Here is a 17,513-nt window from a genome sequence, read left to right on the forward strand (position 1 = left end):
AGTGACCAACGTAAATATGGGGTGAGATTTGTAAAAAACAGACTACAAGCGAAGAATGATTTTAAAAATACTTAATTTTCTGCCCATACCTAAACCTCAATTATGAAGAAACTGATACTTGTTAATTTTTTGATTTTCAGCACTACGGTAGTCTGCTGGTCGCAGACTGGAAAAGATGCTGTTCAGATTACAGACATGCTAAAGATACAGCGTGCCGGACAACTGGATATTTCACCAGACAAAAAGAAGATCCTGTTTACAGTGCAAAAGATTCAACCGAAAGCTATTGATTCAGCAAACTTTGAATATGAAAACCAATTATGGATAGGTGATTTGGGTAAAGATCATAATCTGCGCCAGTTAACTTTCAGTAAAGAGAATCCCGGGCAGGCATCATTTTCTCCGGATGGAAAATCTATTTTGTTTATTCGTAATGTTAATGGCAAAGGGCAGTTTTTTATCCTGCCATTAACAGGGGGTGAGGCCAGGCAGTTGACCACTTGTAAATACGGCGTCGGATCTCCAAAATGGAGTCCTGATGGTAAAAAGGTCGTATTTTCAGTGAATCTTAAACTAAATGACCTGATTTCAGACCTGACCTTGAATCCCAGCCAGCAGGTTCCTGTATGGAGCAGTGAGAAACCTGGATTTGCCAAAAATGATTATTTCTCAATTGGTAAAACTAAGGGAGACCCAAATGGTGATCTAGCCCAGATCAGAGCATACCTGAATAAAAATGAAATTGATAATAAAGCCAAAGTCATTAATAAACTGCAGTTTCAGGGTGAGTCGGCAACCTCTGCTGATATTCAGCTTAGCCAGGTATTTGTATTTGATGTCTCCGGTAAATCTGAGCCTGTTTTAGTCACTCCGGGATTCAATTCCTACAGCGACCCTTACTTTGTAAATAATCAGGAAATACTGGTAAATGGTCGCCTGGATGAAAATGTTTTTCCCGACCGCTCACAGGAGTCCGCTATATATAAAATTAATATTCAGACTAAAGCTGTTAGCCCGGTTTTAGGAAAAAAAGAAAGCAGCTACAGGATCGGATCAGTAGCTCCATCGGGTAAGTACCTTGTTTATGGAGTGTCTGAAATCGGAAAGCCTAGTGTGGGAAAAGTATCTGTTCAGGATCTTGGATCAGGAAAAGATATCAGCACAATTCAGCTGGATCGTAATCTGAATGGGTTCAAATGGTCAGATAAAGAGGATATACTTTATTTTACAGCCCAAAGTAATGGCGGCGTCCCTTTATACAAAACAGCGGTTAGAAATGGAATAGTGAGTAAACTATCTGACGAATCTGAAGGAATTGAAGATTTTGTATTGGGTGAAAAATCGTTTATTTACAGTAAAACCAGCGTGCAGAACCCCTCAGAACTGGAAATTGCCGATGAACAATTTAAAAATACGAAGGTAATTACCGCTTTAAACTCAGGTTGGCTGGCACAAAAGAAAATAGTTTTACCAGAAAAACATACTTTTAAGAATGATGCTGGCATGGATGTGGACTATTGGGTTATGAAACCAGCTAATTATCAGTCCGGTCAAAAATATCCTTTATTACTGGAAATTCATGGTGGACCAAGTGCGATGTGGGGCCCGGGAGAAGCAGGAATGTGGCATGAATATCAGTATTTCTGCTCAATGGGTTACGGAGTAGTATATAGCAACCCCCGTGGTTCAGGAGGGTATGGAGAGCAGTTTCTCAGGGGGAATGTAAATAATTGGGGTGAGGGTCCGATGAACGATGTAATGGGCGCATTAGACAGGACTGTTGCTGAAGGCTGGGCAGACACCACTAAACTGGTGGTTACCGGCGGTTCTTACGCAGGTTATCTGGTCAGCTGGATAGTTGGACATGACCAGCGTTTTAAAGCTGCTTGTGCGCAGCGCGGAGTTTATGATCTTAAAACCTTTTTTGGGGAAGGAAATGCCTGGCGGTTAGTACCTAACTATTTCGGTGGCTATCCATGGGAAGAGGCCGCAGGTAAAACTATCGAGCGTGAGTCTCCGATCAATTACGTCGCGAATATTAAAACCCCGCTTATTATATTTCACGGAGAAAATGACCTGAGAACAGGGGTTATCCAAAGTGAGATGTTGTATAAGAGCTTAAAAGTTTTAAACAGACCGGTTGAATACGTAAGACATCCTGGTGCTACACATGAAATTACGCGGAGCGGTGACAACAGGCAACGCATCGATCAAATGCTGCGTACTTATGAGTTTTTCGAGCGTTTTATTCATTAATTGAATGCTTACAGTTTGAAAATTCTGGTATAATTATTATTATTACATTGTTTTATAAGTTTATCTCAAGCATTTTTTTGAATAACAAATATCAAATGAAAAAAATAATTCTGACTGTCGTTCTGATGTCTTTCTCTGTTTATGGTTTCTCCCAGTTTAAAGTGGGCCGTTCTAAAGAAGAAGTGAAAGCAGACAAAGATAAAGTGACACCAAAAAGGATTGGAGTTAAGACAACTGCGTTAACTGCAGACTATGAGCTTTATGCTGTCGGAGACGATAAAGAGTTTTTGCGGTATATTACAAAAGGCGGAATGGGAACCGAAATTTATGAAGTGATTAATTTCACAGATATGAAAGAGGAAGCTGATTTTTATAAATACGTCCTCGGGTTATATGACGATTTTAAAGATAATGAGATCTTAATTAACAAGATGAAGATCGTGCCCCGTGAAATGAAATTGCTTGGTATGAAGAATATCATGTTTGACGTATATCCAAAAAGCAATTCTGATTATAAGAATTCTACGATCATGCTGTCAAAAAAAGCCTGGGTTAACTTGTTTAAAAACTCCAGAATCCATAAATTATAAATGCAAAATAGAAACGCCTCCTCATTAATTAAAATGACGAGGCGTTTCTTACAGCACAACAAATCAAATCACTAATTAACTGCTTCTGTTTTAATAAAGGAACTGAGTTGTCTTTCCAGATCCTGGTTTTGCTCCAGCCATTTTTCAACAGCTGCCTTATCATCACCTGCGCCAGCGAGCTCACCCATTAAAGAGCCCAACTGGACTTCATTCAATTTAAAGTTTCTGAAAAACGCAGTTACTTTTGGATTAGAGCGGATAAAATCTTTGTTGGCAACAGTTTGAATAGTTTCTACATCGCCAAAAATACCTTTAGGGTCTTTTAGGAATTTCAATTTATAATTGCTGAACATATAATGAGGAGACCATCCTGTTACTATAACAGGGGTACCTGCATCAATGCTTTTTTTAACGGTAGCCATCATAGCTGCTTCACTGGCGGACTGAAGTTCCAGTTTTAAGCCATAGGCTTTAATAGCTTCTTCTGCTTTGTTCATAATGCCAGCGCCGGCATCAATACCCACTATTTTACCATTAAATAACGCAGCATTAGTATTTAGTTCATCTATGCTGTTAATGTTTACAGATTCGGGTACAACGAACCCGATGCGGGCGTTGTCAAAATTAGTACCAAGTACCTCCAGCTTCGCACCGAATTTTTCGAGATATTCCTTGTGAGTTACCGGCATCCAGGTGTCTAGAAATACATCGGCATCCCCACCTGCAACGGCTGCGAATACAGGTGCGACGTCTGCATTTTTCAATACTACGGTATAACCTTCTTTTTCCAATAATACCTTAGATAACTGTGTCATTGCCACTCCTTCTGCCCAGTTCACATAAGCAATAGTTACTTTCTTATCGTCATTTTTTGGACTGCATGCATACATTGATGTCAATATAACAGCGACGAATATTCCTATAATTAATTTCTTCATGTGTATTCTATTTTTTGATTAATCAGATATTTTAACTTTTTTTGAGCCGAATGATTGTGTGATTCTATCCAGTATAATCGCCAGGATCACAACGGAAATACCACCTTCGAATCCAATCCCTATTTTTAATTGTGTAATTCCTTTTAAAACGACTTCACCTAATCCGCCCGCTGCAATCATGGCGGAAATAACTACCATGGACAGGGCCATCATGATCGTTTGATTTACACCTGCAAGGATAGTCGGCAGGGCGAGTGGCAGTTCGACTTTAAATAATAACTGTCTGGATGTTGCGCCAAAGGAACGCGTTGCCTCTACAATATCTTCTGGTACCTGGCTTATCCCGAGTGTAGTTAAGCGTACGGCCGGTGGCATGGCAAATATAATTGTTGCAAATGCTCCGGGAACTTTACCTAATCCGAAAAACAGTACTGCAGGAATCAGATATACGAAGGCTGGCATAGTTTGCATGAAATCCAGTATTGGTCTGATGATCTTTTTAGCCATCGGATTTTTTGCTGCCCAAATGCCAACAGGAATTCCCAGTAGAAGGGCAATAAATGCAGAGGAAAGAATCAACGCTAGCGTTGCCATCGTCTGTGCCCAATACCCCATAGCCCAGATGAGCGTTAGTCCAAATAAGGTTAAAATAGTTACACCCATTCCTGTTCTTTTCCAGGCCAGGAATGCTATAAGTAATATAATTACGTAGAAAGGTGGAAACATAAAAACCCATTCTACACCGTTCACTATCGATTCGACTACAATCTTAATGGCGTCAAACAAACCTGAAAAATGCAGTGTCAGCCAGTTTATAAATTGTTCTATATAAGGTCCTATATGTATCATATAATTTCATTTTGTAAGTTATCAATTGAATTTCCTGTGATATTCTCCCAGGATGTTCCTGTAGTTTCAATTAGCAGGGAGGTCTGTGCGACAATACCCAGTAATTTACGGGTGTCTTTGTCAATGATCGGAACGGCACGGCCGTTCTCTGCTATAAATGGAAGCATAGTTTCTACAGTTGTTTCCGGATAAGCCACGGGAATATCAGTGATAATAGCCGCTTCAATCGTATGATGACCTTTTGCTTTAATCTCCAGAATATCTTTCAGGTAAACAAAACCAAGAAATTCTTTGTCAGTGGAGACTGCGGGTAATGCAGTGAGGCCCGAACTACGCATCTTACGCAGGGTACCCTCGACACCGTCTTTTCTGAAAATTGCAACTGTCGGTTTTTCGAACATCAGGCTTGCTGCAGTAATAATAGACTTACGGTCAACTTTTTCCACGAATGAAGACACGTAGTCTGTAGCTGGGTTTGTCAGAATCTCTTCCGGGGTACCAATCTGGATGATTTCACCATCTTTCATGATGGCAATTCTGTCTCCCAGACGTATAGCCTCATCCAGATCGTGCGTAATAAATACAATCGTTTTATGCATGGTTTTCTGCAAATCAATTAACTCATCTTGCATCTGAGTCCGGATCAGCGGATCAAGGGCGGAAAAAGCTTCGTCCATGAGTAGAATCTCAGGCTCATTAGCCAAAGCCCTGGCCAAACCCACCCTTTGCTGCATACCTCCTGAAAGAGCAGCAGTTGGCTGGTTCTCATAACCCTGCAAAGAAACAAGCTCAATTACTTTCCTCGCTTTTTCCTCGCGTTCTTTCTCCGGAATATCCTGTAATTCTAATCCGAACGCAACATTTTCGAGTACAGTACGATGCGGGAGTAAACCGAATTTCTGGAATACCATTGCCATTTCTTTACGGCGTACATTTTGCAGTTCTTTATCACCCAGACTGGTAATATTTACCTCGTTAAGTATTACATTTCCAGAAGTTGGCTCAATAAGCCTGTTCAGACAGCGTAAAAGACTGGACTTACCACTACCGGATAGACCCATGATAACAAAGAATTCGCCTTTTTCAATTTCGAACGCCGCATTTTTAACAGCTACTGTGCATCCGGTTTCTTTCAGGATTTCTGCTTTAGTACTTCCTTTCTTTAATAGCGAAAGGGCCTCTTCTTTTTCTTTTCCAAAAATAAGGGTGAGGTCTTCTATTTTAAGTATGGACATTTCTTTAGTTTATATTAGAAGTAATAACCGATATTAATATTAAACCGGCTGTGCCATTTGGCATCCGGATTACCTTGTGCAAGGCCATTTTGCCATTCAGGACCTAACCAGGGTTGGTTTTTCCCTGCTGCCCAGTCTATATAAGTAACCAGGTTGCCTGCGGCAATCATGCATCCTGCAACATTCATCTGGGTATCTGCATAACCTTGCTGTGGTTTTTGCATATAGGCGTAATTCTCGTAGAACGTGATATCTGTAACCGGGCCAATTTTTACCGGTTGTTTGTACGAGAAAGAAGCAGTATGAATTGCAGCCTTACCCGTCACGGTGTACGACGAACCATATGCTGTCAGGTCTACAGTACTGTTAAATCCAGCGGAATCTGCAGGATTATAATGATAGTACATCGATTGGAGCTTAACATTAAGCTTTCCAAAAGTAAGATCTGTGTGTAATGCTGCCGCCCATCGGGTACCCATGTTACCGGTTGGTATATTGTATACACCACCAATCATGCCGGAAATGCCTATTTGCTTATCTTCAGCAAGCATATAAGCGGTTTTTATATTACCCTGATTAACTTCTTTATTCCTTCCGGCGACATCATATGAGTATCTGGATGGATCTGTTTCAGTCTGGTCGCCAAAGTTAAGTTCCATTGCATTTTTAAAGAAAGCGATATCATATACCCAGCGATTCCGCTGTTGGTGAAATTTAACACCCATTGAGAATTTATCTTCAAATCCAAGATAATAGGGGAGATTAAAAAACCAGTTGTGGGAGTTGTAAGTAGTGTTTCCGAAGGGATTCTGTACCAATCCGAAATCTAATTGCGTTCTGTTATCTACATGATAGCGGACATAACCTTCTTTTAAAAAGCCTCCGCCAAAATCTTTTGAATAAAATCGGTATTCCGCATGCAGGTCTAACTTTTTAAATGCCGCATCTGCATTGATTCTAAACATGTCCAGGCCAAAATCTCCGCCTCTTTTGACCTGTTCCTTTTTCCAGGTGGAGAGGTTGTAGTTGAATCTTAAGGCTCCACCAATCTTCAATGTAGGTTTTTCTGGTCTGTTTTCCACCAAACTGGTGTCTGTTGCGACCATAATGCTATCCTGAGCAAAACTTGCGATTGGAAGGAAGAGTGCTAATCCAAGGTATTGTAATTTGTATATGAATTGTTTAATCATAAAATAGTTTAGATATGCCAGCCTAATTGCTGCATATAAAAAATGCTTTAAATAAACATTTGTATTGAAAAATCAGGGGGCAATCCCCAAAGACATTTAACCAGATAAGAAGCTGCTCCTGACAAAAACACGAACCCTAAATGGGACGGGTACAGCGGTGGTTTAAATGAAAAACGATGCAAAGGTAGGTAAAAATAAGTTAATAGGCAAATATTTGTTTCAAAAGGATGTTTTTTAACCCAATAAGCAATATGATTATGGTTTTTGTTTTTGCTGTAAATGACGCCTTATTTTACTTAAACCCAGTAAAATGGAAATTGAGCCTTTGTGTCTTCATCATGGATTTTAAAATTTATATGAACTGGAAAACACGTCAGATAAATGCTAATTATTCACCGTTTTTAGGTACAACGTGTAATTTTGGTTAACTTTGCGGCATAAAATAAAACCATGATTTATTTCTTTTCCAACGAGAGCAATACTGTATTTGCTGTACAACTAGAACGAACCCTAAATTCGTCTGATATTTCGAAATTAGCCTGGCTGTTTGGCGATGCCAAATTGAATGAAGAAAATTCCCTGCAAGGTTATTTTATCGGTCCGCGTGCTGCGATGATTACTCCATGGAGTACAAACGCTGTGGAGATTACTCAAAATATGGATTTGCATGGTATAGTAAGGATTGAAGAATTTCAGGTTTCTGCTACGGAAACTCAAGATTTTGACCCGATGTTGCTGCAGTTGTACAATGGATTAAACCAGGATATTTTTACAGTAAATATTCAGCCGGAAGCAATTTTGGCGATAGGGGACATCGCTGCTTACAATCAGCAGGAAGGTCTGTCCTTAAGTGAAGAGGAAATAGATTATCTAAATAAATTATCAGAGAAACTTGGCCGTGAATTAACCGACTCGGAGGTCTTTGGATTTTCGCAGGTCAATTCAGAACATTGCCGTCACAAAATATTTAACGGAACATTTGTAATTGATGGGGTAGAACAACCAACCTCCCTTTTTAAAATGATCCGTGAGACTTCAGCAGCAAATCCTAATGGCATTGTTTCTGCTTATAAAGATAACGTCGCATTTGTAAAAGGTCCTACCGTTCAGCAGTTTGCACCAAAACGTGCAGATGTGCCTGATTATTACGAAATTAAAGACTTTGATTCAGTAATCTCTTTAAAAGCTGAAACGCATAACTTCCCGACAACTGTCGAGCCATTTAACGGGGCTGCTACTGGGTCCGGGGGGGAAATCAGAGACAGATTAGCGGGCGGACAAGGCTCATTGCCTTTGGCAGGTACTGCAGTTTATATGACCTCTTTTTCACGGCTTCTGGCAGATCGTCCCTGGGAAAAAGCGATGGAAGAGCGCAATTGGCTCTATCAGACACCAATGGATATTCTGATCAAAGCGTCTAATGGTGCTTCAGATTTCGGCAACAAGTTTGGGCAGCCATTAATCACAGGCTCTATCCTAACCTTCGAACATGAAGAAGATGCAAGAAAGCTTGGTTATGATAAAGTGATCATGCAAGCTGGTGGTATTGGATACGGAAAAGCGAGTCAGGCTAAAAAATCTACTCCGGCTGTGGCAGATAAAATTGTCGTACTTGGTGGTGAGAATTACCGGATCGGGATGGGTGGTGCAGCAGTATCATCTGCAGATACCGGTGCAATGGGCTCAGGTATTGAGTTGAACGCAATTCAGCGCTCTAATCCGGAAATGCAAAAAAGAGTTGCAAACGCTGTCAGGGGAATGGTTGAAAGTGATCATAATGCTATTGTATCAATTCATGATCATGGTGCAGGCGGACACTTAAATTGCCTGTCTGAATTAGTTGAAGAAACAGGCGGTAAAATAGACTTGGATAAATTACCGGTAGGTGACCCAACTTTGTCTGCAAAAGAGATTATTGGGAATGAATCTCAGGAACGTATGGGATTGGTTATTGGTAAAGCAGATGTAGAAACACTGCAAAAGATTGCTGACCGGGAACGCGCACCGATGTATACTGTCGGCGAAGTTACAGGCGACCATAGGTTTACTTTCGAATCGGCAACCACCGGTGCTAAGCCAATGGATCTGAAAATGGAAGATATGTTTGGCAGTTCTCCTAAAGTGGTAATGCAGGACCAGACTAGAACAAGAAAATATGAACCGGTTACTTATGATATTTCACAGATAAATACTTATCTGGAAGCTTTGCTTCAACTGGAAGCTGTGGCATCAAAAGATTGGTTAACAAATAAAGTAGATCGCTGTGTAGGTGGCCGTGTAGCTAAACAACAGTGTGTCGGACCATTACAGTTACCTTTAAATAATTGTGGGGTGATGGCTCTGGATTTTCAGGGTAAAGATGGTGTGGCAACTTCGATTGGCCATGCACCACTCTCTGCACTAATTGATCCGGCTGCCGGTAGCCGTAATGCAATTGGAGAATCGCTTTCGAATCTGGTTTGGGCACCGCTTAAAGACGGATTGGACAGTGTTTCCTTATCTGCAAACTGGATGTGGGCATGTAAAAACGAAGGTGAAGATGCCCGTCTTTATGCAGCAGTTAAAGCTTGTTCGGAATTTGCTATAGATCTTGGCATTAATATTCCAACCGGGAAAGACTCGCTTTCCATGAAACAAAAATATAAAGACCAGGAAGTAATTTCTCCGGGTACTGTAATTATATCAGCAGCGGGACATTGCGACGATGTAAAAAATATTATTGAACCGGTATTCAAAAAGAATGGTGGGGCAGTTTACTATATTAATTTATCTGGAGACGAATTTAAACTGGGTGGCTCTTCTTTTGCTCAGATCCTGAACAAGATTGGAGAATCTACACCAGATATCCTGGATGCGGGTCAATTCAAAAACACTTTCAATACGTTACAGGAGCTAATAAAAGCAGGTAAAATTCAGGCAGGCCATGATATTGGCAGTGGTGGTTTAATCACAACACTGCTCGAATTATGTTTTGCAGACAGAAACCTGGGTGCAACAATTGACTTGAGCACATTAGGCAGCCAGGACATTATTGCTAAATTATTTGCTGAAAATATCGGTATAGTATTTCAGGCTGATAATTCCGTGGAAGAATTACTAAATGCAAGAGGAGTGATCTTCCATAAAATCGGACAGGTAAATGCTGAAGCAAAACTGCAGGTTAAAGATGCTGCAGGTGAATGGAGTTTTGACATAGATCAACTGAGAGATGTTTGGTTTACCACCTCTTACCTGCTGGATCAGAAACAAAGCGGACCGGTAAAAGCAAAAGAGCGTTTTGATAACTATAAGAATCATTTGCTTCAATATAATTTCCCTGCGTCATTCGACGGACGGAAGCCGGTTATTGACGAGACTAAACCAAGACCGAAAGCAGCGGTATTACGCGAGAAAGGATCTAATTCGGAAAGAGAGTTGGCTAATGCGATGTATCTTGCTGGTTTTGATGTTAAGGATGTACATATGACTGACTTGATTTCCGGAAGAGAGACTCTGGAAGATATCCAATTTATAGGTGCTGTTGGCGGTTTTTCGAATTCGGATGTATTAGGTTCAGCAAAAGGCTGGGCAGGTGCTTTCCTTTATAATGAGAAAGCCAAAACGGCTCTGGAGAACTTCTTTAAAAGAGAAGATACGCTTTCTGTTGGTGTTTGTAATGGCTGCCAGCTTTTTGTAGAGCTCGGCCTCATTAACCCTGATCATGAGCAAAAACCTAAAATGCTGCATAATGACAGTCAGAAACACGAAAGTGGATTTACTTCATTAACGATTCAGGAGAATAATTCAGTAATGCTTTCAGATCTTGCCGGAAGTACTTTAGGTGTATGGATCTCTCATGGTGAGGGTAAATTCCAGTTACCTTATACTGAAGATAAATATCAGATTGTAGCTAAATATGGTTATGATACGTATCCGGCAAACCCGAATGGTTCAGACTATAATACTGCTATGTTATGCGATAACTCAGGAAGACACCTGGTAATGATGCCGCATATAGAGCGTTCTGTATTCCAGTGGCATTGGGCGAATTATCCGGAAGGACGTAATGACGAGGTTTCACCTTGGATCGCTGCCTTTGTGAATGCGAGGAAATGGATTGAGAATAAATAACATCAAAACTATGAAAAACTATCATTTTCTCTGGTCTGCCGCGATATTATCGCTGGCAGCCTGTACAACGGCTAATAAAGCTGGTTCGACAGCCGACTCTGTTTTAACTCAAACTACTGTTGCTTCTGTAGATAAGGGCATTTTCGCTAAAATGCACATGAAGGATGAGCTGAAAGCAGGAGATTCGCTGTTGCTTGACTTTACTGTCTATAACGGTTCAGATACTGCTATGAAATTTTGTAAATGGCACACGCCGTTTGAGCCGCTGATGAGCTCCTATCTGGAGATTAAAGGTGAAAATGGGGAAGAGGCTGCGTATAGTGGCGCAATGGCAAAAAGAATCATGCCACCTCCCGCAGACAGTTATATTACTTTGAACCCGAAGGATAGCCTGAAGACAAAAGTAAACTTACTAAAAGCGTATAGGATCGAAAAGCCGGGAAAATATACGGTGAAATATACTGGAGAAAATATGAGTGGTATTGTGGTGAAAGACAGCATCACTTTTGTATACAAACCCTAATAGGGCATAAAAAAACTGGCCGAAATAATTCGGCCAGTTTTAAAAAATTAATTAATATCTGTTTATACAGCTTATTTTAACGTTTTCTGGATTTTTGTAATCATATCCAGATGCGTTTGAACAACAGGAGCTGTTTTAGCGGCAAAAGATTTCAAATCTGCATCTTTTCCGTCTTTAGCTTCCTTATTCATTAGATCTAAGGTGCTTTTGTGTCCGTCTACCATTGCATCAGTGTAAGCTTTATCGAAGTCAGCTCCCGATTTCTGTTGCAAATCATTCATTTTCTTCTGGTGTTCTTCATCTACCATTCCAGGAAGCGTAATGTTTTTCATTTTAGCCACAGCCATCAATTCTGCATTTGCCTTTCCATGATCGTTAACCATCATATTAGCAAATTCTTTTAGCTGTGCATTGCTCGTTTTTGTAAGGGCTAGTTTTCCCAATTCAACTTCTGCCATACCACCTACAGCTGCTTTAGTCGCAAATTCGGCATCCGATTGATCAACAGCAATTCCGCCAGTAGCCATTTCATTAGACGTAGTGTCTTTTGTTTTGTTTAAACTGTCTGCAGTTTCTTTGGCATCTTTTGTGCCGCTGTTACATGCCTGAAATGCAAACGAAGTTGCAGAGATGGCAAGGACATAAATTAACTTTTTCATAGGGTTAGATTTTTGTTTGATCTACAACACCCCAGTTCATAATTAGTTTACAAAATTTTCAACTAATTGAAAATCATGCGTATAATCTATTGTTTTTACATGAAAAAAGCCTGGGCGATTTAAGTTCCCAGGCTTCTCCAAACTTGTAGTAAACACTTTTATTTGTTGATATCAGGATTAGTGTTCAATTCCGACTGTGGAATTTTAAATAGATAGTATGGGCTGTTGGGCACGAATGCAGACCCATCTGGAAATTTCAAAGTAGTATGCGGTCTGGTGCTGACGGACTGAATATTTCCGTTTTTATCTTTGACATTTATTTTCACAGGCTGACCTGTTGCGTCGGTATAAGGTTTTCTAACTACCGCTGTCTGGGTTCGTAAGATATCTGACAATGCAAAACCTTCGCCCCAAAGTTCTTTTCTGCGTTCTACAAGAATCGCATCAATTATAGAAGTTGCTGTATTACCGGAAGATGAAAACGGCGCAGCGTTCCGTACTTGTCTGAGTTCATTTAAATATTGAACTGCAGAATTCAAATCTCCATTTCTAGCTGAAGCCTCTGCCTGAATAAGCGTCATTTCCGACGAACGCATTAGCACAATATCACCTGTCTCGTCGGGGCGGAACTTAAATTTTCCGTAACGCAGATAACCCTCTCTGCCTGCCTGTTCGTCCCAGGAAAACAATTTGGATCTGATGTCATTGTCTTCAAATAATAATTTGAAGTTTGGATCTGCCATAAAGCTATAATAATAAGAATTTGGTGAAGTTACATCTAGAAAATGGAATGAATAACTTGCCGTATTCTGGTCTGGCTGCTGCCCGTGTCCCCAGATCCATTCTCCATTAGTAAGGTCATTGAACCCTGCAGCATAGTTTGCAGCAGACATGTAGCTGTAATTTTTACGTGCTTCTGCAGCACTTTTAGCTGCTGATGCCCATTTACCTGTATTTAAAAATGTCCTCGCCTGTAGACCATGTACAACGTCCAGATTGATCTTATATTTGGCGCCACCTGGTCTGGTGTAATTCTGAAGCAATGTCTCGGCCTCCGCAAGGTCTGCGTTTATCAAAGTATAAACTTCTTCCAGGGTGGATTTAGGTTTACCCTGCGTTTGTGAATTAGTGGGCTGAGTATAAATTGGAACTGCTTTTGCATTCGGGTCTTTTAGGTAGGAGAATTGATAATATGTTGCCAATGTCAGATAGCTGTTTGCACGTAATGCCAATGCCTGACCTTTGATCTGTGCTTTTTTCTCTGCTGATCCTTCTGCTGCATCAATTCTGGTTATAATATTATTACAGTTGTTAATCACCTTGTACAAGATGGTCCAGATGGCATCAAGCCGGGTCTGGTTATTTGCAAGCGTAAATTCATACGCATCCCTGTAGCCGTATTTATTAGTGATAATTGCGACATCGTCGCCCATGGCATCACTGGTACGCAGAATAGTGGAGTATCCGGGGTTGGCATAGGTGAAATAGGTGTCGTTCATATAAGCCCAGGTACCATTTAAAACTTTTTCGATATTGTTCACATCACCATAGATCAGTGACTCTGAAACAGCAGTGGTCGGGGTGGTAGTGAGCTCCTTTTTACATCCTGAGGCCACAAGGAGTAGAACAGCGGCAAACAGGGGAGTTATGATATTAATTTTCATGTGGATTTCAATTAAACTGGTGTTAGAAAGTGAGATTAACGCCTGCAGAGAAAGTTCTCATGGCCGGGTAGCGAAAATAGGTTGCCCCGTTTACGGTTTGTTCCGGGTCCATTCCTTTATGACCGTAAAAGGTCAGCAGGTTCTCTCCGGATAATGTAAATCTCAGGTTGTTAATGTTCATTCTGCTTACCATTGCTTTTGGTAAGCTATAACTCAGGCTGACGTTTTTCAGGCGTGCATAGGTGGCATCATATAGAAAACGTGTTGACGTTTGTGTCCAGCCCAGGTTATCTGTAGTTAATCTGGGTACATTTGTGTCTGTGTTTTCAGGTGTCCAGTGATTAAGCATTTCCACAGACCAGGTTCTTCCGGGACTATTTCCATTGTGCATCATTGAGGTATAGTCTCCATCAAGTATCTTACCACCCAGGCTGTAAGATAATAATGCAGAAAGTTCAAATTGTTTATAGGTGAATGTATTGCTGATACCACCCACTAAATCAGGTAATGCACTTTTTTGAACATATTGGGTAGCTTCAGAATAGGTTTCGGTAACTACCTTCTGACCTTGTCCATTATTTTTATACCACTGTGGATTACCATTTTCTGGATTTACCCCTGCCCATTCCCGGAGGTAAAAATCATAGATCGAACCGCCGATTCTCAGGAGTTTATTTCCGGAGATCAGGTTATCCTGCGGTAAGTCTGTAATCTTGTTTTTGAAGTATGTTGCATTAATGCCGAATGTCCATCTGAAATCTGTCGTGCTTATCGGAACTGTATTTAACTGAATCTCAATTCCTGTGTTTTTTAAGGAACCTATATTAGCATCAATTGAACTAAATCCTGTTGAATTTGGCATAGCTTTACTAAACAACAGGTCTTTTGATCTTCTGTTAAAGTATTCTATGCTACCACTGATTCTGTCTCTGAATAGGCCAAAGTCCATACCGATATTCAGGTTCAGGTTGGTTTCCCATTTCAAATCGGGAGTGGGAAGTCTGGAAGTCACCACGCCATTCTCCCCTAAATTATTTCTGATGGCATATAGAGCATCGTATGCATAGTATGTACCAATATTATCATTTCCCTGAGCACCATAACTGGTTCTGAATGTAAGGTTGGTCAACCATGTTTTGTCTTGTAAAAAATCTTCTTTCGAAGCTCTCCAGGATGCACCTACAGACCAAAATGTACCCCATCTGCGGGCTGGTGAAAATCTGGATGAACCATCTGTTCTCAGGGAAGCCGAAAGCAGGTATTTGTTTTTGAAATCATACTCTGCCTTACCCAGAAAACTCAATAACATATAATCAACGGATGATCCATTAAAGCTATTCAATTGAGCTGCTGCATCCGGTTCAAATAGGTCTGGCAGAACAAAATTCTGTCTGCTCCCCGAAATACTACGTGAATTATATTTGTAGATCTCATGACCCGCTAGCAGATTTAAGTGATGATCTTCATTAAAAGTCTTTTGATAAGTAAAAATATTATTCCAGGTCCAGGAGTAAATTCTTCTGCTGCTTTTTGAAACCGATCCTCCGTTTGCAGCGCCTCCACCTAATAATGGATTGGTGTAATAATGATCATTCATTTCTGAATAATCCCCGCTATAGGATGTTTTGAATTTAAGTCCTTCAGCTATGTCAGCTTCCATAAATGTTCTGGCAGATACATTATCCTGCAGGATTTCGCTTTTATCCAGTCCTACGGTTGCTGCAAGATTACTTCTTGGAATTGCTGAACTTGGTCTATAATCTCCGAAGTCATAAACCTTATTTCCCGATGCATCCAGCCGGTAACCTCCATCGGCATTTCTCTGATAAACAGGATAGAAACTCGGTACAAGTCTGGAGTAATTAATTACATTACCGGTATTGCTGTCTTCAGATGTCGGGTAGTTCTGTGTAGAGCTTGAGGCTGAGATGTTCAGGCCGACCTTTAACCATTTTTTGGCTTGAGTAGTCAGATTTATCCTTGCATTGTATCTTTTATAACCTGAACCCAGAGCAATTCCTTTGTCATTGAGGTAACCACCGGAAATGAAATATCTGGTGGTTTCGTTTCCTCCGCTGAAACTCAGATCGGCTTGTGTGCGTAAAGAAGTCTGTTCCATTTCTTTACCCCAATTATCATCCCATAGCGGTGCTGCTCCTGTAACTATTTTGCCATCTGCGCCAACTGGCTGAGGGTAGGCCGCTCCATAGGGATTAATTCCCAGGTCTGCAATTAGTTGGTTACTGGCGTTTTGTCCGGCCTGTACGTCGTTGATGCCATTGGTTAATTGTTTGTTTTTAAGTGCGAGCCAGTAGCTTTCGAAATACTGGTTTGTGTTCATCTGCGCATAGTCTTTCACAGCACGGTTAGATACACCTTGACTAAAGTTGGCGCTGATTAATGTTTCTTTGGAGTTTTTGCCGGATTTGGTGGTTATAATGATTACACCGTTCGCTCCTCTGGAACCATAGAGTGCACTTGATGCTGCATCTTTAAGTACACTGACGGATTCTATATCATTTACATTAATCGAATTGATATCTCCGGAGAAAGGATTTCCGTCTACTACATATAAAGGTGCACTTGATGCATTGATAGAGCCAATTCCCCGGATCCGGATGTCGGCAGTGGTACCTGGCTGACCACTGGACGAGGTTACCTGTACACCAGGAACCATTCCCTGTAGTGCTTTAGATACGTTTGAAACTTGTCTGTTAGCAAGTTGTTCCGACTTAATCTGTGATACTGAACCTACATAACTTGCTTTTGAAGCTGTTCCATAAGCGACTACTATAACTTCATTCAGGGCATTGGAAGAGTTGTCCAGGCTGATATTCATTGGCGATCCGGAGGTGCCAGTTAATTCTTTAGTCTTGAAACCGAGGTAGGATACAATCAAAACAGGCTCGTCAGACTCCGATGAGATGGCAAATAAACCATTTTGGTCTGTTGTTGTTCCTGTTTTAGTGCCTTTGACTAAAATACTCACACCGGGTAGTGGGATTTGCGTATTACTTTCGAAAACCTTTCCGGTTATCTTTTTAGAGGATTGCGCGTAACCCAGATTGATACTGAGAAACAGAAGCAGTATTGGTAAAAATACTTTCATAATTTGATAAAATTGGTGCATAGTATACCATTGCCGGAACCCGAAGGATGGATACGATATTTGAGAAAAATAGTAGGGTTTTAAATGGCTGTCCGCTGTTTAAAAATTACGGCAGCAGCGATGATGCTGCAAAATAAAGGGGGGGTAATAGGGCATCACATTCGGGAATCTTGAATCGGCTTGTAAAAATAAATTCATCATTATTTGTTTTTTTGAGTGTGTGGTGCCATTGAATGGTAAGCTCAATGTGCCGTTTTAATAATTTAAAAGCATTTCAGTTTAGGTTTGCAATATTAGATAAATTCTACCGGCTAGGTATAGTTAATATTTTTTCTGATTTAAAAATGACAAAGTTTATTGGGCTCAGCTTTGATTTATTAGCTGAGAACT

The 17,513-nt window shown here is 40.6% G+C and carries 11 protein-coding genes; 4 read left to right on the forward strand and 7 right to left on the reverse strand.

The window, feature by feature from the left end:
* Positions 1-102 precede the first annotated feature (102 nt).
* Both BLR53_RS01060 and BLR53_RS01065 read left to right on the forward strand, forming a co-directional pair.
* Positions 103-2,256, forward strand: a complete 2,154-nt coding sequence (locus tag BLR53_RS01060) for a S9 family peptidase (protein ID WP_074586369.1) — start codon at positions 103-105, stop codon at positions 2,254-2,256.
* 95 nt (positions 2,257-2,351) lie between these two features.
* A complete protein-coding gene (locus BLR53_RS01065) occupies positions 2,352-2,846 on the forward strand; it encodes a hypothetical protein (protein WP_037444687.1) in 495 nt (164 codons plus the stop codon).
* A 71-nt stretch (positions 2,847-2,917) separates the two neighbouring features.
* Here BLR53_RS01065 and BLR53_RS01070 read toward each other — a convergent pair whose 3' ends face one another.
* Genes BLR53_RS01070 through BLR53_RS01085 form a run of 4 tightly spaced genes read right to left on the reverse strand, consistent with a single transcriptional unit; the run spans position 2,918 to position 7,058 of the window.
* Positions 2,918-3,784 (reverse strand): glycine betaine ABC transporter substrate-binding protein, encoded by an 867-nt coding sequence (locus BLR53_RS01070; RefSeq protein ID WP_037444685.1) that lies wholly within the window; start codon positions 3,782-3,784, stop codon positions 2,918-2,920.
* An 18-nt stretch (positions 3,785-3,802) separates the two neighbouring features.
* Positions 3,803-4,633: an ABC transporter permease gene (locus BLR53_RS01075; RefSeq protein ID WP_074586371.1), complete on the reverse strand. Its 831-nt coding sequence runs from the start codon at positions 4,631-4,633 to the stop codon at positions 3,803-3,805.
* Positions 4,630-5,868, reverse strand: a complete 1,239-nt coding sequence (locus tag BLR53_RS01080; protein WP_074586374.1) for a quaternary amine ABC transporter ATP-binding protein — start codon at positions 5,866-5,868, stop codon at positions 4,630-4,632. The genes BLR53_RS01075 and BLR53_RS01080 overlap by 4 nt, the downstream gene beginning before the upstream one ends.
* Before the next feature lie 14 nt (positions 5,869-5,882).
* Entirely contained in the window at positions 5,883-7,058 is a 1,176-nt protein-coding gene (locus BLR53_RS01085; protein ID WP_083331959.1) for a hypothetical protein, read from the reverse strand.
* 450 nt (positions 7,059-7,508) lie between these two features.
* On the opposite strand from BLR53_RS01085, the gene purL reads away from it, so the two are divergent.
* Complete coding sequence (purL, locus tag BLR53_RS01095) at positions 7,509-11,168, forward strand: phosphoribosylformylglycinamidine synthase (RefSeq protein WP_074586383.1); 3,660 nt, start codon at positions 7,509-7,511, stop codon at positions 11,166-11,168.
* Positions 11,169-11,178: 10 nt separating this feature from the next.
* Positions 11,179-11,691, forward strand: coding sequence for a protease (locus BLR53_RS01100; RefSeq protein ID WP_074587259.1), 513 nt, complete (start codon positions 11,179-11,181; stop codon positions 11,689-11,691).
* Positions 11,692-11,762: 71 nt separating this feature from the next.
* Here BLR53_RS01100 and BLR53_RS01105 read toward each other — a convergent pair whose 3' ends face one another.
* The 3 genes from BLR53_RS01105 to BLR53_RS01115 all read right to left on the reverse strand — a co-directional run bounded on the left by BLR53_RS01105 (position 11,763) and on the right by BLR53_RS01115 (position 17,123).
* Positions 11,763-12,350 carry a DUF4142 domain-containing protein gene (locus tag BLR53_RS01105; RefSeq protein ID WP_037444675.1) on the reverse strand — a complete coding sequence of 196 codons (588 nt, stop codon included), beginning with the start codon at positions 12,348-12,350 and terminating at the stop codon, positions 11,763-11,765.
* A gap of 158 nt (positions 12,351-12,508) precedes the next feature.
* The gene (locus tag BLR53_RS01110) at positions 12,509-14,014 is read right to left on the reverse strand and encodes a RagB/SusD family nutrient uptake outer membrane protein (RefSeq protein ID WP_170844837.1); all 1,506 of its coding nucleotides are present in this window, start codon (positions 14,012-14,014) and stop codon (positions 12,509-12,511) included.
* 22 nt (positions 14,015-14,036) lie between these two features.
* A complete protein-coding gene (locus BLR53_RS01115) occupies positions 14,037-17,123 on the reverse strand; it encodes a SusC/RagA family TonB-linked outer membrane protein (protein WP_074586388.1) in 3,087 nt (1,028 codons plus the stop codon).
* Positions 17,124-17,513: the final 390 nt, after the last annotated feature.

Origin of the sequence: Pedobacter antarcticus (genome assembly GCF_900103515.1) — a bacterium.
GTDB classification, from domain to species: domain Bacteria; phylum Bacteroidota; class Bacteroidia; order Sphingobacteriales; family Sphingobacteriaceae; genus Pedobacter; species Pedobacter antarcticus.